22 protein-coding genes are annotated in these 21,251 nt (G+C 47.9%); 12 read left to right on the top strand and 10 right to left on the bottom strand.

Annotation, left to right across the window (positions count from 1 at the left end):
- Positions 1-27 precede the first annotated feature (27 nt).
- Positions 28-897, bottom strand: coding sequence for a MurR/RpiR family transcriptional regulator (locus tag IEV89_RS06045; RefSeq protein WP_188471504.1), 870 nt, complete (start codon positions 895-897; stop codon positions 28-30).
- A gap of 358 nt (positions 898-1,255) precedes the next feature.
- Here IEV89_RS06045 and zwf point away from each other — a divergent pair, with 358 nt between their 5' ends.
- The 3 genes from zwf to IEV89_RS06030 all read left to right on the top strand — a co-directional run bounded on the left by zwf (position 1,256) and on the right by IEV89_RS06030 (position 4,262).
- Positions 1,256-2,731, top strand: coding sequence for a glucose-6-phosphate dehydrogenase (gene zwf / locus IEV89_RS06040; RefSeq protein ID WP_188471502.1), 1,476 nt, complete (start codon positions 1,256-1,258; stop codon positions 2,729-2,731).
- A 10-nt stretch (positions 2,732-2,741) separates the two neighbouring features.
- Complete coding sequence (gene pgl / locus IEV89_RS06035) at positions 2,742-3,437, top strand: 6-phosphogluconolactonase (protein ID WP_188471500.1); 696 nt, start codon at positions 2,742-2,744, stop codon at positions 3,435-3,437.
- A 183-nt stretch (positions 3,438-3,620) separates the two neighbouring features.
- Positions 3,621-4,262 carry a bifunctional 4-hydroxy-2-oxoglutarate aldolase/2-dehydro-3-deoxy-phosphogluconate aldolase gene (locus tag IEV89_RS06030; protein ID WP_188471498.1) on the top strand — a complete coding sequence of 214 codons (642 nt, stop codon included), beginning with the start codon at positions 3,621-3,623 and terminating at the stop codon, positions 4,260-4,262.
- A 61-nt stretch (positions 4,263-4,323) separates the two neighbouring features.
- Here IEV89_RS06030 and IEV89_RS06025 read toward each other — a convergent pair whose 3' ends face one another.
- Positions 4,324-4,668: a RidA family protein gene (locus IEV89_RS06025; protein WP_188471496.1), complete on the bottom strand. Its 345-nt coding sequence runs from the start codon at positions 4,666-4,668 to the stop codon at positions 4,324-4,326.
- Positions 4,669-4,810: 142 nt separating this feature from the next.
- Between IEV89_RS06025 and yoaA the strand changes: the two genes are divergently transcribed.
- The 3 genes from yoaA (at position 4,811) to IEV89_RS06010 (ending at position 8,168) form a co-directional block, all read left to right on the top strand.
- Entirely contained in the window at positions 4,811-6,712 is a 1,902-nt protein-coding gene (gene yoaA, locus IEV89_RS06020; protein WP_188471494.1) for a DNA repair helicase YoaA, read from the top strand.
- 82 nt (positions 6,713-6,794) lie between these two features.
- On the top strand, positions 6,795-7,496 hold the full coding sequence (gene tsaB / locus IEV89_RS06015; protein ID WP_188471492.1) for a tRNA (adenosine(37)-N6)-threonylcarbamoyltransferase complex dimerization subunit type 1 TsaB: 702 nt from the start codon (positions 6,795-6,797) through the stop codon (positions 7,494-7,496).
- A 63-nt stretch (positions 7,497-7,559) separates the two neighbouring features.
- Positions 7,560-8,168, top strand: a complete 609-nt coding sequence (locus IEV89_RS06010) for a Slp family lipoprotein (RefSeq protein WP_188471490.1) — start codon at positions 7,560-7,562, stop codon at positions 8,166-8,168.
- 508 nt (positions 8,169-8,676) lie between these two features.
- Here IEV89_RS06010 and IEV89_RS06005 read toward each other — a convergent pair.
- Entirely contained in the window at positions 8,677-9,057 is a 381-nt protein-coding gene (locus IEV89_RS06005) for an HVO_A0114 family putative DNA-binding protein (protein ID WP_188471488.1), read from the bottom strand.
- 31 nt (positions 9,058-9,088) lie between these two features.
- Positions 9,089-9,439 carry a toxin-antitoxin system TumE family protein gene (locus tag IEV89_RS06000; protein ID WP_188471486.1) on the bottom strand — a complete coding sequence of 117 codons (351 nt, stop codon included), beginning with the start codon at positions 9,437-9,439 and terminating at the stop codon, positions 9,089-9,091.
- A gap of 548 nt (positions 9,440-9,987) precedes the next feature.
- On the opposite strand from IEV89_RS06000, the gene fadD reads away from it, so the two are divergent.
- Positions 9,988-11,685: a long-chain-fatty-acid--CoA ligase FadD gene (gene fadD / locus IEV89_RS05995; RefSeq protein WP_188471484.1), complete on the top strand. Its 1,698-nt coding sequence runs from the start codon at positions 9,988-9,990 to the stop codon at positions 11,683-11,685.
- 131 nt (positions 11,686-11,816) lie between these two features.
- Positions 11,817-12,938, top strand: coding sequence for a ribonuclease D (rnd, locus tag IEV89_RS05990; RefSeq protein ID WP_188471482.1), 1,122 nt, complete (start codon positions 11,817-11,819; stop codon positions 12,936-12,938).
- Between the two features lie 343 nt (positions 12,939-13,281).
- Here rnd and minE read toward each other — a convergent pair whose 3' ends face one another.
- From minE to minC, 3 genes are read right to left on the bottom strand one after another with little or no spacing between them, the layout of a single operon-like run.
- Positions 13,282-13,551: a cell division topological specificity factor MinE gene (gene minE, locus IEV89_RS05985; RefSeq protein ID WP_188471480.1), complete on the bottom strand. Its 270-nt coding sequence runs from the start codon at positions 13,549-13,551 to the stop codon at positions 13,282-13,284.
- Positions 13,552-13,554: 3 nt separating this feature from the next.
- Positions 13,555-14,367 carry a septum site-determining protein MinD gene (gene minD, locus IEV89_RS05980; RefSeq protein ID WP_188471478.1) on the bottom strand — a complete coding sequence of 271 codons (813 nt, stop codon included), beginning with the start codon at positions 14,365-14,367 and terminating at the stop codon, positions 13,555-13,557.
- A 24-nt stretch (positions 14,368-14,391) separates the two neighbouring features.
- On the bottom strand, positions 14,392-15,081 hold the full coding sequence (gene minC, locus IEV89_RS05975; protein ID WP_188471476.1) for a septum site-determining protein MinC: 690 nt from the start codon (positions 15,079-15,081) through the stop codon (positions 14,392-14,394).
- A 136-nt stretch (positions 15,082-15,217) separates the two neighbouring features.
- Here minC and IEV89_RS05970 point away from each other — a divergent pair, with 136 nt between their 5' ends.
- The 4 genes from IEV89_RS05970 (at position 15,218) to IEV89_RS05955 (ending at position 18,034) form a co-directional block, all read left to right on the top strand.
- Entirely contained in the window at positions 15,218-15,490 is a 273-nt protein-coding gene (locus tag IEV89_RS05970) for a YcgL domain-containing protein (protein ID WP_188471474.1), read from the top strand.
- 121 nt (positions 15,491-15,611) lie between these two features.
- Positions 15,612-16,781, top strand: coding sequence for a lytic murein transglycosylase (locus tag IEV89_RS05965; protein ID WP_188471473.1), 1,170 nt, complete (start codon positions 15,612-15,614; stop codon positions 16,779-16,781).
- Positions 16,782-16,803: 22 nt separating this feature from the next.
- A complete protein-coding gene (locus IEV89_RS05960) occupies positions 16,804-17,460 on the top strand; it encodes a fumarylacetoacetate hydrolase family protein (RefSeq protein WP_188471471.1) in 657 nt (218 codons plus the stop codon).
- 124 nt (positions 17,461-17,584) lie between these two features.
- Complete coding sequence (locus IEV89_RS05955; RefSeq protein ID WP_140474022.1) at positions 17,585-18,034, top strand: YcgN family cysteine cluster protein; 450 nt, start codon at positions 17,585-17,587, stop codon at positions 18,032-18,034.
- Positions 18,035-18,060: 26 nt separating this feature from the next.
- Here the strand turns inward: IEV89_RS05955 and IEV89_RS05950 are convergent, their stop codons facing one another.
- The 3 genes from IEV89_RS05950 to IEV89_RS05935 form a co-directional block, all read right to left on the bottom strand.
- Positions 18,061-19,344 carry a site-specific integrase gene (locus IEV89_RS05950; RefSeq protein ID WP_188471469.1) on the bottom strand — a complete coding sequence of 428 codons (1,284 nt, stop codon included), beginning with the start codon at positions 19,342-19,344 and terminating at the stop codon, positions 18,061-18,063.
- 756 nt (positions 19,345-20,100) lie between these two features.
- Positions 20,101-20,232, bottom strand: a complete 132-nt coding sequence (locus tag IEV89_RS21655) for a DNA polymerase III subunit theta (protein WP_229746396.1) — start codon at positions 20,230-20,232, stop codon at positions 20,101-20,103.
- 224 nt (positions 20,233-20,456) lie between these two features.
- Positions 20,457-21,095 carry a hypothetical protein gene (locus IEV89_RS05935; RefSeq protein WP_188471465.1) on the bottom strand — a complete coding sequence of 213 codons (639 nt, stop codon included), beginning with the start codon at positions 21,093-21,095 and terminating at the stop codon, positions 20,457-20,459.
- Positions 21,096-21,251: the final 156 nt, after the last annotated feature.

The raw sequence follows: 21,251 nt of genomic DNA, 5'->3' as shown, positions 1-21,251 counted from the left end.
AGAACTTCTTTACCATTAAGACTACGCTTAGTCGAAAACATTGGAAACGTGCGCGCCTTTATCAAAGCGTGATTCTTTCAGTGCGTCTTTGACCCGCTTCAGGTTATCCCTGAATTTTGCACCGCGACGTAAAGTAAAACCCGTCGCCAGTACGTCAATCAGGGTCAGTTGTGCGATACGCGAGACCATCGGCATATAGACGTCAGTGTCTTCAGGGACGTCCAGCAGCAAAGCCAGCGTGGCTTCATGGGCTAGCGGGGTATTTTGTGAGGTAATTGCGATCACGGTTGCGTCATTTTCTCGGGCCAAATGCGCAAGTTCAACCAGATTCTTGGTGCGGCCAGTGTGAGAAATGAGCACCACCACATCCCCTTCACTACAGTTCATACAGCTCATACGTTGCATGACGATGTCATCAAAGTAGACGACCGGAATATTAAAGCGGAAAAACTTGTTCATGGCATCATGCGCCACGGCTGCCGAGGCACCCAGCCCAAAGAAAGAGATTTTTTTTGCCTGGGTGAGCAGGTCCACCGCGCGATTAATCATGCTGATATCCAGAGTGTTTTTCACCTGATCCAGCGTCGCCATAGTGGATTCGAAAATCTTGCTGGTATAAGCCTCTACACCATCACTTTCTTCAACATTACGGTTCACATAAGGTGTGCCATTTGCCAGACTCTGAGCCAGATGCAATTTGAAATCAGGAAAGCCTTTGGTATCAAGCCGGCGGCAAAACCGGTTTACTGTCGGTTCACTGACACCGGCCATGTGGGCCAGTGTGGCAATACTGCAATGGATAGCGGTCTGCGGTGAGGCAAGAATTGCCTCGGCAACTTTTCTTTCAGACTTGCTTAGAATGTCCAGATGGCTTTGGATTTTTTCCAATGTATTCATTCGCGTGCCACTCATAGGTTTCAACGATTTCTATGAAAAGAGGAAATCATGTCGGTTTGATGAAAATATACTACGAGCCTGATTGGGTTGGCAGAAGCAATGTGGTGAATTTTAAGCTTTTCTCCTCAGAGTTTGACCAGTGTCTAAATTTCAGTATGGTAAATCCTTTCCATATTTGTCATAAAATTACAAAATCAGCCTTTTTTTACGACACATTTAACATCTGTGACAAAATATGTGGTTTTTATTCGTTTATTAAGGTTTTAGATCGAGGTTTACTGGCGCTAACTAATCAGAGTACATTATTGCTGAAATAAAATTACAATATATCCTGCACTCTTGCATGAAGGAGAAGAACATGGCGGTAACCCAGACAGCCCAGGCCTGTGACCTGGTTATTTTCGGTGCGAAAGGCGATCTTGCTCGCCGTAAACTGTTGCCTTCCCTGTACCAGCTAGAAAAAGCTGGACACATTCATCCTGATACCAAAATTATCGGTGTCGGTCGTGCTGAGTGGGACAAAGCGGCGTATACCGAAGTCGTCAAAGACGCGCTAACCACCTTCATGAAGGAAAAAATGGAGCCAGAGTTGTGGGATAAACTCAGCGCTCGTTTAGATTTCTGTAACCTTGATGTTAACGATCTAAAACATTTTAAAGTGCTGGGCAAAATGCTCGACCAGAAGAATCGCGCCACCATTAACTATTTTGCGATTGCGCCAAGCCACTTTGGGGCAATCTGCCGTGGCTTGGGTGAAGCAGGACTTAATAAAGAACCTGCGCGCGTGGTGATGGAAAAACCACTGGGGCACTCACTGGAGTCTTCTCAGGTGATTAACGATCAGGTGGCGGAATACTTTGCCGAGTCTCAGGTTTACCGTATCGACCATTATCTGGGTAAAGAAACGGTTCTTAACCTGTTGGCGCTGCGTTTTGCCAACAACCTGTTTGCCAGTAATTGGGACAATCGCACCATCGATCACGTACAAATCACCGTTGCTGAAGAGGTGGGTATCGAAGGCCGTTGGGGTTACTTCGATGATGCGGGTCAGATGCGCGACATGATCCAGAACCACCTACTGCAAATTCTGACGATGATCGCCATGTCGCCGCCGGCCGACCTGAGTACCGATCGTATCCGTGATGAAAAAGTGAAAGTGCTGCGTTCTTTGCGCCGGATCGATCAAACCAACGTACGCGAAACCACCGTGCGTGGCCAATACACCGCCGGTTTTGTTCAAGGCAAAAAAGTGCCTGGCTATCTGGAAGAGGAAGGTGCGAAAAAAGCCAGTACCACTGAAACCTTCGTTTCTATCCGCGTTGATATCGACAACTGGCAGTGGGCTGGCGTACCGTTCTACCTGCGTACAGGTAAACGCCTGCCGACTAAATGCTCAGAAGTGGTGGTCTACTTCAAAACCCCAGCGCTGAACCTGTTCCGTGATTCCTATCAGCAGTTACCGCAGAACAAACTGACTATTCGTCTGCAACCGGATGAAGGTATCGAGATCGAAGTCCTTAACAAAGTCCCTGGCCTGGAACACAAGCATCGCCTGCAAACCACCAAACTGGATCTGAGCTTCTCCGAGACATTCAACGAGCAGCACATCGCTGATGCTTATGAACGTTTGCTGTTGGAGACGATGCGTGGTATTCAAGCACTGTTCGTTCGTCGTGACGAAGTAGAAGAAGCCTGGAAATGGGTCGACTCCATCATGAATGCCTGGGCTGCCGAAAGCGAATCACCAAAACCTTACCAGTCCGGAACTTGGGGGCCTGTCGCGTCAGTGGCTATGATCACCCGTGATGGTCGCTCCTGGAGCGAGTTCGAGTAAAGGGAAACTGATGGCCAATTTTGTCGAATTTTCCGGCGCAGTGGCGCTAACCCAAAACTTCGCTGGAAAGATTGCGGATGCCCTTCGTCAGGGGATTGCGGCAAACGGCAAAGCCAGTTTGGTGGTCTCGGGCGGTCATACACCGCTCGACCTGTTTATACAGCTCACGCGTCAGGAGCTTGAATGGAACAAGGTGGTCATTACGCTGGCCGATGAGCGCTGGGTAAGCCCGGACAATGATGCCAGCAATGAAAAGCTGGTGCGTGATCATCTGTTACAAGGTCTGGCCGCGTCAGCCACCTTTATTAGCTTGAAAAATGAGGCCGTCTCTCCCTTTGAAGGCGCGGCTGCAACCGAGATGGCACTAAAAGATTTACCGCGTCCTATCGATGTGGTGATCCTCGGCATGGGGGATGACGGTCATACCGCGTCGCTGTTCCCTGGTGCTAAGAATCTATCCGCTGCGCTGGCGCTTGATTCAGGCCGAAGTTGTATAGGGATGACACCGCTAACTGCACCGCTCGACAGGCTCACTCTGACGCTACCGTTGCTGCTCGACAGCCGTAATATCTATTTGCATCTGATGGGCGAGGCAAAGCGCGAAGTGTATGAGCGCGCTGAAAAAGGCACCGACGAGAATGAAATGCCGGTGCGAGCCGTACTCAACCAGCAACAAACACCGGTCAGTGTTTATTGGAGAGCGTGACCGAAAAATTGAAAACCGTCGCTTACGCGGCGTTTTTCAATTGAATCGCTTTATTACTTGTTTTACTCGCAATACAGCCAGTTCGGCTAATGGGTGTGGTCGGTAACCTGCATATTTGCAGGCCCTGTGGCAGGGGCTCGCCATCAATCACAACGATGCCCACGGGCATGAATGGAGACAAAGATGAAAAATTGGAAAACGAGCGCGGAACAAATTTTGACGTCCGGCCCGGTCGTTCCTGTGATCGTTATAAACAAACTCGAACACGCGGTTCCACTAGCGAAAGCGCTGGTTGCTGGCGGTGTTCGCGTTCTGGAAGTCACTTTGCGTACTGCCTGTGCAATTGACGCTATCCGTGCCATTGCAAAAGAAGTCCCGGATGCCATTATTGGCGCGGGTACCGTACTCAATCCGGAGCAACTGGCACAAGTTACCGAAGCCGGTGCCCAGTTTGCTATTAGCCCAGGTCTGACGGACGCGCTGTTGAAGGCGGCAAATGCCGGTTCCATTCCACTGATCCCGGGTATCTGTACCGTGTCTGAATTGATGATGGGTCTGGATGCAGGTCTGCGTGAGTTCAAGTTCTTCCCAGCGGAAGCCAATGGTGGCGTGAAAGCCTTACAGGCTATCGCTGGCCCGTTCTCGCAGGTACGGTTCTGCCCAACGGGTGGCATTACGCCGAACAACTACCGTGACTATCTGGCACTGAAAAGTGTGCTGTGTATCGGCGGTTCCTGGTTGGTTCCGGCTGATGCACTGGAAAGCGGTGATTATGATCGCATCACCAAACTGGCACGTGACGCTGTAGCCGGTGCCAAGGCATAAGGCTTCTGCCAGACCTAAAAAAACCTCCCTCGGGAGGTTTTTTTAGGTCTGAAATCAGGGTTTAACGGGCGGCGATAATTTTGATTTCAATTTTATATTTCGGGTTCATTAGGTTGGCTTGCACCGTGCAGCGAACCGGTGCGTTGCCCGGAGAGACCCAGGCGTCCCAAGCTTCGTTCATTGCACTGAAGTCTTCCTTGTGAACCAGAAACAGCGTCACATCGAGGATTTTGCTTTTGTCAGAGCCCACTTCGGTCAGCACGGTATCGATGATGGCCAGCGTTTCAGCGGTCTGATCTTTAGCGCCCGCATCCAAATTTTCTGGCACCGCGGTGTAGTAAATGGTTTCGTTGTGAATAACAACATCTGACATCCGCGGCTCGGGCCGGATACGTTCGATACTCATCGTGTTCGCTCCTTCAGTCACTTTCTAATGATGGTGCTAAGGGTAACACAAAGACGGATTACATAGGATTGGCAGATGGCGGTAGCCGTGGAGGCGTTGGATTGGCATAATCACTGCTGATCCGTACAGGTAGAGAGACAGCGTGATAGACGATTTTGCACCAGACGGCGCGTTAGCGCAGAAAATTGACGGGTTTAAACCGCGTGAACCTCAGCGTCTAATGGCGCAGGCCGTCAGCAAGGCGATCAACAACAAACAGGGGCTGGTGGTGGAAGCGGGCACGGGTACGGGGAAAACCTATGCTTATCTGGCACCGGCTCTCCGCTCTGGGAAGAAAGTAATTATTTCTACCGGTTCCAAAGCTCTGCAGGACCAACTGTATTCACGCGATTTACCCAAAGTTGCCAGCGCACTGAAATTCAAGGGCAAACTGGCGCTGCTGAAAGGGCGTTCTAACTACCTGTGTATTGAACGCCTTGAGCAGCAGTCCTTGTCAGGCGGGGATCTTGCCAGCCAGTCATTGAGCGATTTAGTTCATCTGCGAAACTGGTCAAGCATGACCGAAGAGGGTGACATTAGCACCTGTGCCGTGGTGGCCGAAGACAGTTATGTCTGGCCGCTGGTGACCAGCACTAATGATAACTGCCTCGGCAGCGACTGCCCCGCGTACAAAGAGTGCTTCGTCGTCAAAGCCCGCCGCAGGGCAATGGATGCCGATGTCGTGGTGGTCAATCATCATCTATTTATGGCTGATATGGTCGTCAAAGAGGGCGGTTTCGGTGAGTTAATCCCGACTGCCGACGTGATGATTTTCGACGAAGCCCACCAAATTCCCGATATCGCCAGTCAGTATTTCGGTCAGCAGATCACCAGCCGTCAACTGTTGGATATGGCAAAAGACATTACTATTGCTTACCGCACAGAAGTTCGTGATTCGGTCCAGTTGCAAAAGAGTGCTGACCGTCTGAGTCAAAGCACCATGGATTTTCGTCTGGCATTGGGCGAACCTGGGTTTCGCGGCAATCTACGAGATGTTCTCAACCAACCCGCTATTCAGCGCGCACTGTTGCTGCTCGATGACGCACTCGAGTTGTGCTACGACGTGGTGAAACTGTCGCTCGGTCGTTCGGCGCTGTTGGACGCGGCATTTGAACGGGCGACGGTTTACCGCAACCGTCTCAAGCGCCTGAAAGATGTCTCTATTCCCGGCTATAGCTACTGGTATGAATGCAATTCTCGCCACTTTGTGCTGGCGTTAACCCCGCTGTCGGTGACCGATAAATTCAGTGAAATGATGGCCGACAAACCGGGGGCATGGGTTTTCACTTCGGCCACACTTTCGGTGAACGATCAGCTCCATCATTTTACTGCTCGTCTCGGGCTGGATAACGCAGAGACGTTATTGCTGGCGAGTCCTTTTGATTATGCTAATCAGGCGCTGCTGTGCGTGCCACGCTTTCTGCCGTCACCCAATGAACGTGGCGGTTCGCGACAACTGGCCAAAATGCTGTTGCCGTTGATCGAAGCCAACCAAGGCCGCTGCTTCTTTCTCTGTACATCGCACCTAATGATGCGTGAACTGGCTGAAGAGTTTCGTGCCAGCACGACGCTACCGGTGTTGCTACAGGGAGAAACCAGTAAAGGGCAATTGCTGGCCCAGTTTGTCGAAGCCGGTAATGCTTTGTTGGTGGCTACCAGCAGTTTTTGGGAAGGGGTAGATGTACGTGGGCAAGCTCTCTCCTGCGTGATAATTGACAAACTACCCTTTACTTCACCCGATGACCCGCTACTGAAAGCGCGTATTGAAGATTGCCGTCTGCGCGGTGGTGATCCCTTTAACGAGGTGCAATTACCCGATGCAGTGATCACTCTCAAACAGGGCGTCGGGCGCCTAATCCGGGATACCGACGACCGTGGTGTGATGATTATCTGTGATAACCGTTTGGTGATGCGCCCGTACGGTGAAGTGTTCCTGAAAAGTTTGCCTCCGACACCACGCACCCGCGATTTAGCCAAGGCGATCCGGTTTCTGCAGAATGGCTAACAGCAGAAATAGACCACTGGCTATGCTAGAATAACGTCTCGAAAAAGGCTTTTAACTTACTATTTTCCGCCTGAGGTTTGGCATGTCCACGCGAATTTTAGCAATTGATACGGCGACAGAAGCCTGTTCGGTTGCGCTTTACAATGAAGGCGAGACGCTCGCCCATTTCGAACTCTGTGCGCGCGAACATACGCAGCGTATTCTGCCTATGGTGCAGCAGATATTATCCGAAGCGGGGCTAACGTTAAAACAACTGGACGCGCTGGCTTTTGGCCGCGGTCCAGGCAGTTTCACCGGTGTACGCATCGGCATTGGTGTTGCTCAGGGTTTGGCATACGGTGCTGAACTGCCACTGTTGCCGGTTTCTACCCTCGTGACCATGGCCCAGGGAGCGCACCGCCTGACGGGGGCTGAGCGAGTATTAGCCGCTATTGATGCTCGCATGGGTGACGTTTATTGGGGGGAATATTATTACAGCGAAGATGGCGAGTGGCAGGGTGAACAGAGCGAAGCGGTGATCAAGCCGGAGCAGTTGCAACTGTGCGCGGCTGACTTCACCGGCCGTTTTGCCACCGTAGGCACTGGCTGGGAAACGTATCCGCATTTATTGGGAGAGTCATCCGCCGCCGAATTATATGATGGCAGCATGCGTCTGCCACAGGCTGAAGACATGCTGCCACTGGCTCTGCAAATGTGGCAACGCGGTATCCGCGTCACTCCGGAACACGCTGAACCTGTTTATTTACGCAATGAAGTGACCTGGAAAAAGCTTCCTGGCCGTTAAGTTATAGCAACTTGTACAGTAAGTCGTGGTCAAAATTAACAGTCTCTACCAGGAGTTATTGCTATGCGTAAGTGGTCAGTTATTCCACGGTTTTCGGCTCTGCCTTTAAGTGCCATTGGCCTCAGTGTTTTATGGTTGTCTGGTTGTGTCACCGTTCCCGATGATATCCGCGGAACAACGGATACACCGCAAATGAATCTGCAAGTGGTGCAGGGCGCGCCACAGTTGTATGTCGGTCAGGAGTCACGTTTTGGTGGTAAAGTTGTAGGTATTACCAACCAGCAAAACAAAACGCGTCTTGAGATTGCTACCATGCCGCTTGATGACGCAGCAAGACCGATTCTCGGCGCGGCTTCTATGGGGCGTATTCACGCTTATCTTAATGGCTTCGTCGATCCGGTGGATTTCAAAGGTCAATTAGTGACCGTTGTCGGCCCAATTACCGGTGCTGAAGAGGGCACTATTGGCCAGACGTCGTATAAATTTGTTACGGTGAATGTTAACAGTTTTAAACGCTGGCGCCTTATCCAACAGGTGGTGATGCCGCCACAACCGATGGGGCCGTGGGGCTGGGGATACGGAGGTCCTTTTGATCCTCGCTGGGGAAGAAGCTATGGACCGGGTTGGTATGACGCCCCACCGGCGCGGGTCGAGACCATCGTCACCGAATAAACCACTACTGTGTGAAAAAGAAGTGAATAATTTGCAGGCGGCCTTGGCCGCCTTTTTTAGTGTGTTAATCTATTGTTTTATAAGAATATTATTTTCATCATGACCATATGGTGACCACTCTTGATCAGTGTGCTCGTCTTAACTTAATCAGTCGCAGAAATCTTATCCATATTCCTGGTCGTGCCTGTTTACACTTCTCGCAATACTCTTCCGTCTTGTCGTCGTAATTCTCCGTTTCATCAATCCACAGCCCGCATCCTTTGCAGAAAACCATATTCATTCTTAAAATCCCTTTATTAATTTGTGGGTTAAGTCTAAGTGCATGAAAAATTGAGATCTAATTGATTTGGGTGATTAATTAGAATTTATCAATCGTCAAAATCAATCTTGCCTGATGTGACGAAAACTTGAATGAAACACTTCGGTCAGGATACGAGTGAGTTAAATGTGTCAACGCTATATAGGCTGGGTCAGTCCGTACAAAAAAACCGCCTGAGCGGTTTTTTTGTTATGCAGCAGCTTGTTGTTCTTTGGCGGGGAATCGTTCGGTTCTAATTTCAAACTCCGTAAACAGAGCAATCGGTTTAACGGAATTTTTCACTTTCACTTTTCTAATAAACCCATATTTTTCAAGAGTTGTAAGTGTGCTGGAAAGGTTGCTAACTTCTCGCCCCGACATTCTGGCAAGTTCACTGATACTCTCAGGCTTCTCACTGTCCATTTGGCATAGCAGTGCTATGTTGTCGTTGTTAAGAATTTGGCCCAGTGCAACCAGTGAAGAAAACCAAACTTTAGGTTCTCCTTCTGCCGGTAGGTATTGACCTCTGGCGATAGCCATCAGACGCTCGCGGAACATGCTTTCTGGCATAATACCGATGAGTGCTTTCATAATTACCTCTGTGACGTGATATCATTTACTTTTAGATCTCAGCGATAATTTTCTCTATCGCTGAGAAAAAATCTTCAATGAGTTGTGCGGCATTAACAAATTCATATGGAGTGCCTTTGTCGCTGATTGACTGGTGTAGATGGTCCCATTCTTGGATTCTGCCTCTGCACATTCCTTGCTTAGTAGCGGCGATAGCATGAGCATTGTCCATTCCAAAGATGCGTTGATTGTGATGGTCATGAAAAGTTAGCGAGTAGCGAATACCATGCGGTCTAGATTGGTTTACTTCAACTTGGTAAGCCACTATCTCAAACCAGTAGCCACATTCGTAAGTAAATTTAGTGCCATGCATGCTCAGTAACGTATCTAAATCATGATCCATCTAAGAGTTCCTGCGACTTATGACCAGAGCATAACCCCCATAAAGGTTCCTTTCAAGTCAAGAGAAGTAAATGTTTCTTTTATCGGCTAATGCTTAAATCAATCACAGTATACCGTGCGCCTATTTAACTGGGATAATTCAACTTCTTATAGCATGACCTGAATCCTACATCGGTACTAAGTCCAATAAACTAAAAATTTTGCTGCTTCAACGAAGATGGATACGCCATCGCTTTTCTGGATGAGTAAAGCTGCCATGATCCACAACCTGCTCCAAACACCTTAGTTACACCATGTTTTGTCATGTAGTTTCATGCTTACATAGTGGATAAAATTCAGTAAATTATTGAATTTAAAGGGCTTATGCTTTGCGGCCTTGGCCGCCTTTTTCTTTTTCGATCGATGAAAGCTCAGCAAAATTAGTGACCAGCCTCTCAACCTGGATATTGTTTAAAACGCAACTGGTATGCTGAGTTAAAATATTGTTAAAGTCGTGATTAATCTCGTCACATTGAAATGGCAATAACACATGATTTCAGGAGTATTACCTTGGAAAAGGTTTGGCTAAAACGTTACCCGTCAGATGTTCCTGAGAACATCGATCCTGATCGCTACAGCTCGCTGGTTGAGATGTTTGAAAATGCTGTACTACGTTATGCAGACAGTCCGGCGTTCATCAATATGGGCGAGGTGATGACGTTTCGTAAACTTGAAGAACGTAGCCGTGCATTTGCCGCTTATTTGCAGAATGAATTAGGGTTGAAGAAGGGCGATCGCGTTGCGTTGATGATGCCGAATCTTTTGCAGTATCCGATAGCTCTATTTGGCGTGTTGCGTGCAGGCATGGTGGTTGTCAACGTGAATCCGCTGTATACGCCGCGTGAACTTGAGCATCAGCTCAACGACAGCGGAGCGAGCGCGATAGTTATTGTGTCGAATTTTGCTCATACGCTGGAGAAAGTCGTTTTCAAGACGCAGGTTAAGCATGTGATCCTCACCCGAATGGGCGATCAACTTTCAGCCGCGAAAGGCACTCTGGTGAATTTCGTTGTCAAATATATTAAACGGCTGGTGCCGAAATACCATCTTCCTAATGCCATTTCATTTCGTAGCGTGTTACAAAAAGGCCGTCGGATGCAGTATATCAAGCCAGATGTCGTTAATAGTGATTTAGCTTTCCTGCAATATACTGGCGGCACTACAGGTGTAGCAAAAGGAGCGATGCTTACTCACCGTAATATGCAGGCAAATCTCGAACAGGCTAAAGCCGCGTATTCGCCTCTGCTCATACCCGGCCATGAACTGGTGGTCACGGCGTTACCTCTCTACCATATATTCGCGCTCACGGTGAATTGCCTGCTGTTTATTGAACTGGGTGGCCGCAGTCTTCTCATCACCAATCCGCGCGATATTCCCGGCATGGTAAAAGAGCTGGCGAAATATCCGTTCACCACTATTAGCGGCGTAAACACATTGTTCAACGCGCTACTTAACAATGAAGATTTTCGTGAACTGGATTTCTCGACGTTGCGCCTGTCGGTCGGCGGAGGGATGTCGGTGCAGAAATCGGTGGCGGATAAATGGGAAAAACTCACGGGTAAGCATTTACTTGAAGGCTATGGGCTGACAGAGTGTTCTCCGTTGGTGGCTGGTAATCCTTATGATTTGAAACATTACAGTGGCAGTATTGGCTTGCCGGTGCCCTCTACAGAGGTGAAACTGATTGACGATAATGCTAATGAAGTGGCCACGGGTGAACCCGGTGAGTTGTTAATACGCGGCCCACAAGTGATGCTAGGTTATTGGCAACGCCCGGCCGCTACCGACGAGGTACTAAAAGATGGCTGGCTCTCAACCGGTGATATCGTTACAGTGGACGAGCAGGGCTTTTTACGCATCGTAGATCGTAAAAAAGACATGATACTGGTTTCAGGTTTCAATGTTTATCCTAATGAGATTGAAGAAGTCGTCTCTCAGCACGACAAAGTGCTTGAAGTGGCAGCTATCGGTATTGCCAGCGAATCATCTGGCGAAGTCGTCAAGATTTGTGTGGTGAAGAAGGATCCATCGCTCACCTCCGAAGAGTTGCTGGCACACTGCCGTCGTATGCTGACGGGCTATAAAGTGCCTAAAATTGTTGAGTTTCGCGATGAACTACCAAAATCAAACGTGGGCAAAATTCTTCGTCGCGAACTTCGTGATGAACAGAATAAACCTAAGTCTGATAAGGCGCAGAATGCAGCGTAGCGCTGAACAAATGCAGTATTCGCGAGCAGACTCTCACAACGCCGGCAATGTCCGGCGTTGTTACGTAATAACCCAATGATATCCGGTTCATTCAAACAGGATGACGGGTATATTCTGAAGAGAACTAAAGTTTGAATTATCAGTTAATCACCACCAACGATGCTCTGGAACAAGTTTGTCTCCAGGCGCGGACACATAGCCATATTGCCCTCGATACCGAATTCGTCAGAACCCGCACCTACTACCCGCAGTTGGGACTGATCCAATTGTTTGACGGTGAAACACTTACCCTGATTGACCCGCTGCCAATCACGTCCTGGCAACCCTTTATCGATCTGCTGACCAATCCGGATGTAGTGAAGTTTCTCCACGCCGGCAGCGAAGATCTTGAAGTGTTTCTTAATGCCTTTGCCGTGATGCCCGTCCCATTGATTGATACCCAAATCCTGGCTGCCTTTAGCGGTCGACCTCTTTCCTGCGGCTTTGCTCGTTTAGTACAGGAAACAACGGGCGTTGAGTTGGATAAAAGCGAATCACGCACAGACTGGATCGCCCGTCCGCTAAGCGAAAAACAGTGTGTGTATGCCGCCGCAGATGTCTGGTATTTGTTGCCTTTGGCTACGCAGTTGATGCATGAAACCGAACAAGCGGGTTGGATGGATGCCGCTTTGGACGAATGTCTGGCGCTGTGTCGCCGCCGTGCTGAAGTGCTGCAACCTGAGCAGGCTTATCTGGAAATTACTAACGCCTTCCAGTTGCATCCACGTCAGTTAGCCTGTTTGCAGAAGCTCGCATCCTGGCGCTTAACTCATGCCCGCCAACGGGATTTGGCCGTAAACTTTGTGGTTCGCGAAGAAAACCTCTGGCAAGTTGCGCGTTACCAACCCACATCGCTTGGTGAGCTTGAATCTCTGGGCTTAAGTGGGCCTGAGATCCGTTACCATGGACGTACACTGCTTGCACTGGTCGCTGAAGCCAATGAAATGGATGAGAGCGAACTGCCTGAACCCTTGTCAAACCTGATTGACCATTCTGGTTATCGCAAGGTGTTTAAGGATATTAAGGCGCTGATCCAGGCCGTCAGTGAAGAGAGTAAGCTTAGCGTGGAATTATTGGCGTCGCGCCGCCAAATTAATCGGTTGTTAAGCTGGCATTGGCAAATGGCAACCAAAGAGCATCAGCCTGAACTTATCAGTGGATGGCGTGGAAAAATACTGGCCGATAAATTAAGTAAAATATTAGAAGAATATTAAAATCCGGTCAGGGCTTTATGCGAAAGTAGCTTGAAGTAGGCAGAAGGGCAGACAACGGGTCTGCCTTTTTTATTGTTTTTTATTCAATTGAGTATCAAATATATGGATAAGAGACTCAGTATTACATCGACAATAGCCGGGTGTTGAAATATTGACGACAGTAAATGGGATGAATCTTAAACCCTATTTTCTCTATTTAACGGTGAGTCGTAGCAGTAAAGAAATAAATACAGTAGGAGCGATAAGTATGCGGGTATTGTCTGTTTACACTGTCACTCCCCTGAAAATCAGGGGAGTGACTATTTTGAATTAAACACCTTCAAGGAGAACGATGCTATTACTGTCATTTAGGTGTTTCTTCTGATTCCGGTAATGTCACATTCAGTTCAAGTACCGAAATATCATCTCCTTTTTGCTCGAACTGCACCTGGAGCATTTCAGGATCAATCTTGATGTACTTGCAAATCACCGCAAGAATATCGCGCTTGAGCTCGGGTAAATAGGAAGGCTCACTGTCTCCCCTGCGTCGCTCTGCTACGATAATTTGTAGCCGTTCCTTGGCTATATTGGCTGTCGGCTTTTTGCGGGACAGAAAGAAATCTAACAAGGCCATGGTTTATCCCCCAAAAAGGCGTTTCAGGAAACTCTTCTTCTCTTCTTCAATAAAACGGAACGCGCGTTCTTCACCAAGCAGACGGCTGACGGTGTCGTCATACGCTTTGCCCGCATCGGATTCCTGATCCAGAATGACTGGTTCGCCTTGGTTGGAGGCGCGCAGTACAGACTGATCTTCAGGGATCACACCCAACAACGGAATGCGAAGAATTTCAAGGACATCTTCCATGCTGAGCATGTCCCCGCGGCTAACGCGGCCCGGATTATAACGAGTAAGAAGCAGGTGTTCTTTAATTGGTTCTAAACCTTGTTCTGCTCTGCGCGATTTTGATGACAAAATGCCCAAGATGCGGTCGGAGTCACGAACTGAGGAGACTTCAGGGTTAGTGGTGATAACCGCTTCATCAGCGAAATACAACGCCATCAACGCGCCGGTTTCAATACCCGCAGGTGAATCACAGACCACGAAATCGAACCCCATATCGTTAAGTTCGTTGAGTATTTTTTCTACTCCAGCGTGGGTCAATGCGTCTTTATCACGGGTTTGCGAAGCAGGTAGAATAAACAGATTATCAGTGCGTTTATCTTTGATAAGCGCCTGGTTCAGCGTGGCATCACCTTGGATCACATTGACGAAATCATAAACAACCCGGCGTTCACAGCCCATGATCAGATCGAGGTTACGCAAACCGATGTCAAAATCGATGACCACGGTCTTCTTACCTTTTTGAGCTAAACCGGTAGCAATGGCTGCGCTTGAAGTGGTTTTGCCAACGCCCCCTTTACCCGATGTAACAACTATAATGCGTGCCATGAAAGGATTCCTTGTCAAAAGGGCTTAGTTTAAAGGTTGTATGGTTAACACGTTATTCAACAGGCTGAGGCGTGCTGCCTGTCCGGAATAGTCGGACGGGATTTGATCACTCAACCAGTACTGCCCTGCGATTGAGACTAGCTCAGCGCCAAGGTGCGTGCAAAAAATTTGACAATTTGCATCCCCGGCGGCCCCAGCTAGCGCACGGCCTCGCATCATGCCATAAATATGGATGTTGCCATCGGCAATAAGTTCCGCACCGGCGCTCACACTACTTGTGACGATGAGATCGCTGTTGCGGGCATAAATTTGTTGGCCAGACCGGACGGGTGTGCTAATTATCCGGGTTTTCGCTGGCGCATTGTCCGGCACTACAGGTACCAGCGCCTCGGCGGCGATACGCTGTGCGCGGCCTTCACTCAACAACGGTAAACCGGTGCGGGAGATGGCGCGTTTCTGACTTTCATCTTTGCAACCACTGATACCAACAACGCGAAAACCAGCAGAAGCGACAGCCTGTTGAATGTCTTTCCAGTTCGCTTCGCCCGTTAGGGCTGCGACGTTGATAACAACAGGGGCATTTTTGAGAAAAGCAGGGGCTTGCTCCACTTTGTCCTGCAATGCCTGATGAATAACCTCAGGTTGTGAACTATGTAAATGAACAACCGATAAGGTGAAACTGCTGCCTTTTAGTTCTATTGGCGATTGTGACATCTATCCTGACTCAGTATCAGCAACTTTTAATCCCCAGAATACCACTCGGGGGGCGATATTCCGATCTACGATAAGCATGTTATAGTTACAGTTATATCTAGGCAAGCCGCCGTTTCAATAAATTAGAGTTAAAAAAATGCTTTGTGCCATCTATAGAAGTAACAAACGCGATCAGACTTACCTGTATGTCGAAAAAAAAGACGATTTCTCCCGCATCCCTGAAGAGTTAATGCAAGGTTTTGGTAAGCCGCAGTTCTCAATGGTGATAAATCTCGGTCTACGCGAAAAGTTAGCGACTGCGGATATTGAAAAAGTAAAACAGTCCCTCAATGAACAGGGTTATTATTTGCAAGTCCCACCTCCGATGGAAAACTTATTGAATATGCACCTGGAAAACGGTGAAAAATAAACCGAAGGTGCGCGTTATTCGTGTGTTCTTGTAAATTCAGAGCTGTCGTCTTGCATTCATCGCTGTGCTCCTTCAGGTTGATGAAAACCCCAAAGTCATAGAAAGAACAAGGAGCAGAGTGATGAAATTGTCGATATTGGCCGTTGTAGTAACTAGCGTGGTCCTGAGCGGTTGTGTCAAGGAAAGTGTAGCCAATGAAACTCAGACGACCACCGTGGCGAAACCTGTGCAGACACCTGCCACCGAAAATGTCACTAAAACGACGTTGGCCCAACAGGGGCGCGATCCTACCGAGTTTCCATCTTATGTTGATCAACTCAAAATTGAGGCCCGTCAACAGGGCATTAGTCAGCAGACTATCGACAGTGCTTTCGCCAAAATTCATTTTATCGACCGGGTGATTAATTTAGACCGTAATCAATTGGAAAATAAAACGACGCTTGACGACTACCTGGCGCGAGTTCTGACGGAACGTAAAATCGCCGAGGGGAAAACCCAGTATCAAACCAATCTGCCTGCCCTGACGCAAGCCAGTGATCGCTATGGCATACAACCCCAATATATCGTCGCGCTGTGGGCCATGGAGAGTAACTTTGGCAAGATACAGGGTAAGGAAGATGTTTTCTCCGCGCTGGCGACGCTGGCCTTTGAAGGTCGTCGTGAAGCTTTCTTTACCAAAGAATTTATGGCGGCTCTGAAAATCGTCGATTCTGGTCATGCAACCAGCGACATGATGCAAGGCTCCTGGGCGGGAGCCATGGGGCAGTCACAGTTTATGCCGACGTCCTATCTGAACTATGGTGCCGACGGCGATGGTGACGGGAGGATTGATATCTGGGGAAATACCAGTGACGTCTTTGCTTCTACCGCTAATTATCTGTCGACTGAGGGTTGGAAAGGGAATCAAAGCTGGGGCCAGGAAGTGAAACTGCCCGCCGGTTTTGATGCCAATCTGGTTGGTTTAAAAAACGACCAGATGCATACGGCAAGCTTTTGGCAGCAAAAAGGTGTGAAACAGAGTGATGGCAGCGTGCTTACATCAACAGCCACTCATGCTTGGATTATCACTCCCGACGATCTACAAGGCCGTGCGTTCCTGGTTTATGATAATTTCCGCACCATCATGCACTGGAATCGCTCGACCTATTTCGCACTGAGCATCGGTATGATGGCTGATGCTATTATGGCTGATCAGACTCAAGCACAGGCGCCCACATTGAGTGAACCCCTGAAGCAAGTTGAGCCTGTTGCCCCTTTGGCACCGACGGGTAAAAACCCCTTCGGTGGATGACTGACATTTTCAGGAGTTTCACATGTATCAACATAGAGATTGGAACGGTGCGCTGCTTGATTTTCCGGTGAATAAAGTGGTGTGTGTTGGCAGCAATTATGCTGACCACATTAAAGAGATGGGCAGCCAAGTGGCAGCTGAACCGGTAATATTCATTAAGCCGGAAACAGCACTGTGCGACATCCGTCAGCCTATCGTCATTCCAGCCAATCTGGGTTCGGTTCATCATGAGGTTGAGCTGGCGGTGTTGATTGGAACACCGCTTAAGCAGGCGAGTGAGGATCGGGTGGCTAACGCTATCGCGGGTTACGCTCTGGCACTGGATTTGACATTACGCGACCTGCAGGCGGGATTTAAAAAGGCCGGACAGCCCTGGGAAAAAGCCAAAGGTTTTGACGGTTCTTGCCCGATCAGCGGTTTCATTCCTGTCAGCGAGTTCGGTGATGCTCAGTCCGCTGAGTTGCAGCTAATCGTTAATGGTGAAGTGCGTCAAAGTGGTAACAGCCGGGATATGCTGACCAAAATTCTGCCGCTGATAGCCTATATGAGCCGTTTCTTTACGCTGCGTGCCGGAGACATCATACTTACGGGTACCCCGCAGGGAGTCGGCCCAATGGCCGCTGGTGATACAATTCAGGCTTCGGTCAATGGCCAAAGTATAACGACACGCGTTATCTGATCTATCGTAAGCCGCATCATTCAATAGATAAAGCTGTCCGGGAGATTTTCGGGCAGCTTTACTTGCATCTCTGCACTAAAGTGTTTATATAAGCCCCCTCGTTTTACTTAACCTGGATGCCAACATGACTGAACCCAATTTTTGGCAGCAAAAAAAACTGTCTGAGATGACAGACGAAGAGTGGGAAGCGTTGTGCGATGGCTGTGGGCAATGCTGCTTACATAAGTTGATTGACGAAGATACGGAGGAAATTTACTTCACCAACGTAGCCTGCAATCAGCTAAATATTAAGTCCTGCCAGTGCCGTAATTATGAACGTCGTTTCACTCTGGAAGAAGACTGCATCAAGCTGACTCGTGAGAATTTAACCACTTTTGACTGGTTGCCGCCAACCTGCGCGTACCGACTGGTTGGTGAGGGGAAACCATTACTTCCCTGGCACCCACTGCTGAACAAGTCATCCAAGTCAGCGATGCATACCGAACGGATTTCAGTCCGTTATATCGCCGTACGTGAGGATGATGTTGAAGATTGGCAGGACCACATCATGAATAAGCCGAGTTGGGCGAAGTAACTATTTGAAGTAAAGGGAAATTTTCATCACTGTGATATGGCACGGGGCATATGCGGGGCATCACCCGCAAATCCTGCGTTTAAAATGTCCATCTGGTTGTTGTTGTTTTCGCTCATCCACTTCCCGTAAACGCTGTACACCATCTGTGAAGATGTGTGGCCCATTTGGTTTGCAACAAAGTTCGGATTCGCTCCGGCGCTCAACGCCCAGCACGCGAAAGTATGCCGAGTTTCATATGCTTTCCTATGGCGAATGCCTGCCTTCTTCAATGCGAAATTCCACGTTCCGCTGAATACCCCTGGTGAGTACCAGTCTCCTCCCATCCCGTTACGAGCGGAAAGGCGAGGGGAGAATACAAAGGTGCAATCATCTTTTCGAATTCTGCCAAATTCGCGAAGGTGAACATCAACCTTAATTTGCTTACCCATTCTTGTCAGTGCCATCTGCGCCTTCAAAGCCTCAATGGCTGCGTTCGTCAACTTAATCGTCCGATTCCCACTTTCTGTCTTCGGTGGCGTGAAGTGGTTAACCACGGCCATATTGCGACTGACGGTTATTGTCCATTCCTGCAAGTCAATGTCCTCCCATGCCAGTGCGCATATTTCTCCGTGCCTCATCCCTGTATTCACCGCCAGACGCCAGATGTTCTTTATCTGAAGTGACGGTGCAACTTCTATCAGCCGGGCATACTCATCTCTGGTTAGAGGGTCTGGCTCTGACTTGCTCTTCTTCAGTGGCGAGATCCCTTTCAATGGCGAGCGTTCCACATAGCCATTTGCCACGGCAAATTCCATCATTCCCGCAAAGCATGACATATAGACGTTTACCGTTCTTACTGATCTCCCTTTCTTCAATTGCCTGGTCTTCTGATGAATGCCTGCCAGTTGAAAACCTGTTAGTAGCTCCCGCCTTAGGCCAAGTACCATTTCATTTGTTATAGATGAAACGAGCCTCTCCTCTCCGATAATTTCAGAACATATCTTTATATAAGACCGATACCTGTTAATCGCGTTCTTAGTTATCTCCATCGCCTTCAGTGTCAGCCATTTTTCAGCGAGTTGAGTCACAGTCACATTTTGTTGAGCCACCCCAAATTTATGCAGATTCTTCGACCCGGGAAATTGTGCTGCATAATTGAAATTGCCTATCTTTATGGCATAGCGAACCGATTCCCTTAGTTCACCGGCCATGCGCCTGTTCTTTGCTGTGTCCGGGACGCCAAGGTTTTCCCTAACCCTTTGCCCCTGATAGATGAACCACACGCGAAGTAATCCGCAGTGGTTCTCTACCCCAGTAGGATAATCAGCCATCCTCATTTCCTCATTTGTTGATAGGAGATTGGGTTGCCGCGAATGATGAGGTGCATGGTTTTCTCCAGGCGTAAAAAAGGCCACCGATTGGCAGCCTATTTGTATTCAGTTGTTCTCAACGAGTTACAAAGTGATATTCGGTAGGTGTCTCATCAATAAGAAAGTAATCACCAGAGCATCCATCGTTACTTGAGAAGTAAACTCCAGTATCTTGCCTCCACCCAGTGAAAATTTCTGTACTTTGCTTTGTTTTCGGGACTACTAAGCTTGTTATGGTCGTAAAAGCCCCATTGCTCGGCCTTGTGGATTTCGAAACGGAAGCATCCAGTAAGAGTCCAAATGCCTCAACCAATACTTTAGTCATTTATATTCCTATTTTTTCGTAAGCTAAAATGGGAAACCATTTATTGGGAATTATACGTGCGCGATTAATAGCCTTAGGTTCATGCAATCGTGCTTAATTGCATTCTGTGCGGCCATTTAAATCATTTTAAAATCCCATCGAAACGAACTGTAGATATATTCACCACCGTCCTCTCGATCAGTCAGCTTTGCGAGTATTTCAAATCTGGTTCCTACGGGATAATTCTTGGATAGTTTTTTTGAACATTCGACTTGTAGCATCTCGGCTGCCCATTGATTAGGAAGTGGCCTAATGTGAATTTTGCCTCTCTTACCTGATGTGCTTTTCACTTCATAGCTTTCTACCTTTAACCACCGATAAGGTTCTTCGGGTTTAGCCACACGACCTCCTAATCATTTAGGCTGCTCAACATCCATCTTACCCAGCATTGCCTTCTTCGCTCTGTGATGTGCGAAACGTTCCCTGAAGTATTTAAGCAGATGCTCAGGTTGCGCACGCTCTATAATCTCAGCTAGCACTGGCATCTTGTATGGCTCTTTAAAGACAAAGCCACCTGCAGCTAAGTTACGTTGATTTTGTTCATATCTTCGCGTGGTGGGTCAGAAAGGTTGTAAGACAAATGCCCACCATTATTGGGAGAAATATGCCACTAGCGTTAAGGATCGGTAGGGGTAAAATCCTCAGATTAGTGGTTTTTATGTGTCAACTCTGGCGAAAATACGCACATAATTAAATTTGAGTTGAAAAATTAAAGCTGCCGTTTAGTTTCTAAATACTTGCATTCAAATTGTAATTCTATCGCCAGCTTAGCATGATCAATGTCAACGTCTGCGCTTGGTTTTTCTGATAAGCTGTTTTCAGCATGTCTGTAAGCCGAAGCAGCCAACCACATTAGATACTCGTAACCATATAATATTTCATCTTGAGTACGGTTAGTTAAATTATCAATAAAGCCTGTGTCGTTGTTGTATTCAGACATTTGAGCATAAGATTCCATTATACTCCTGCGTTTATTTTCTTCCATAGTGAGAGCGATGCGAAAGAAGTAATTGTCATAAAATGTACGCTGAATTGGTGTTGGAACTAAGAACTTTGTTGCATCCCTGTTGGGATGATTATCTAGCAAGTAACTGCTTGCTTTAATTGCTGTTTTAGCATCTTCAAGGATGTTTTTCAATTCGATATCAATAAGTTTACTTGCTTCTCTTGTTGTCTCGTTGCGAGATGCGTTCTCCTTGTACCACTGCACTCCAAATCCAAGTAAAACCCCAGAAATACCACTTATACTAGATATGATTATTGCAGCATTTGTTGATGGTGAAGCACTTATACTGTCGGCCAGTTTATGAAAAGAATCATATATAGTTAGTAAGGTCATATCGTCCATTATTTTATTTTTCTCATTTGTTATACGGGGGAATAAATCATACTACTTTATTCAATGAATACGACATTTCTCATTAGTAGATTTTCTAATGCCAATTTCACTTAATCTGCTGGGGTCGGGTGAGTTGTGATAACAAGTAACCCGTTGGCGATTACT

Origin of the sequence: Hafnia psychrotolerans, assembly GCF_014639435.1 — a bacterium.
Classification (GTDB): domain Bacteria; phylum Pseudomonadota; class Gammaproteobacteria; order Enterobacterales; family Enterobacteriaceae; genus Ewingella; species Ewingella psychrotolerans.
This window is presented reverse-complemented; position numbering and strand designations above follow the sequence as displayed.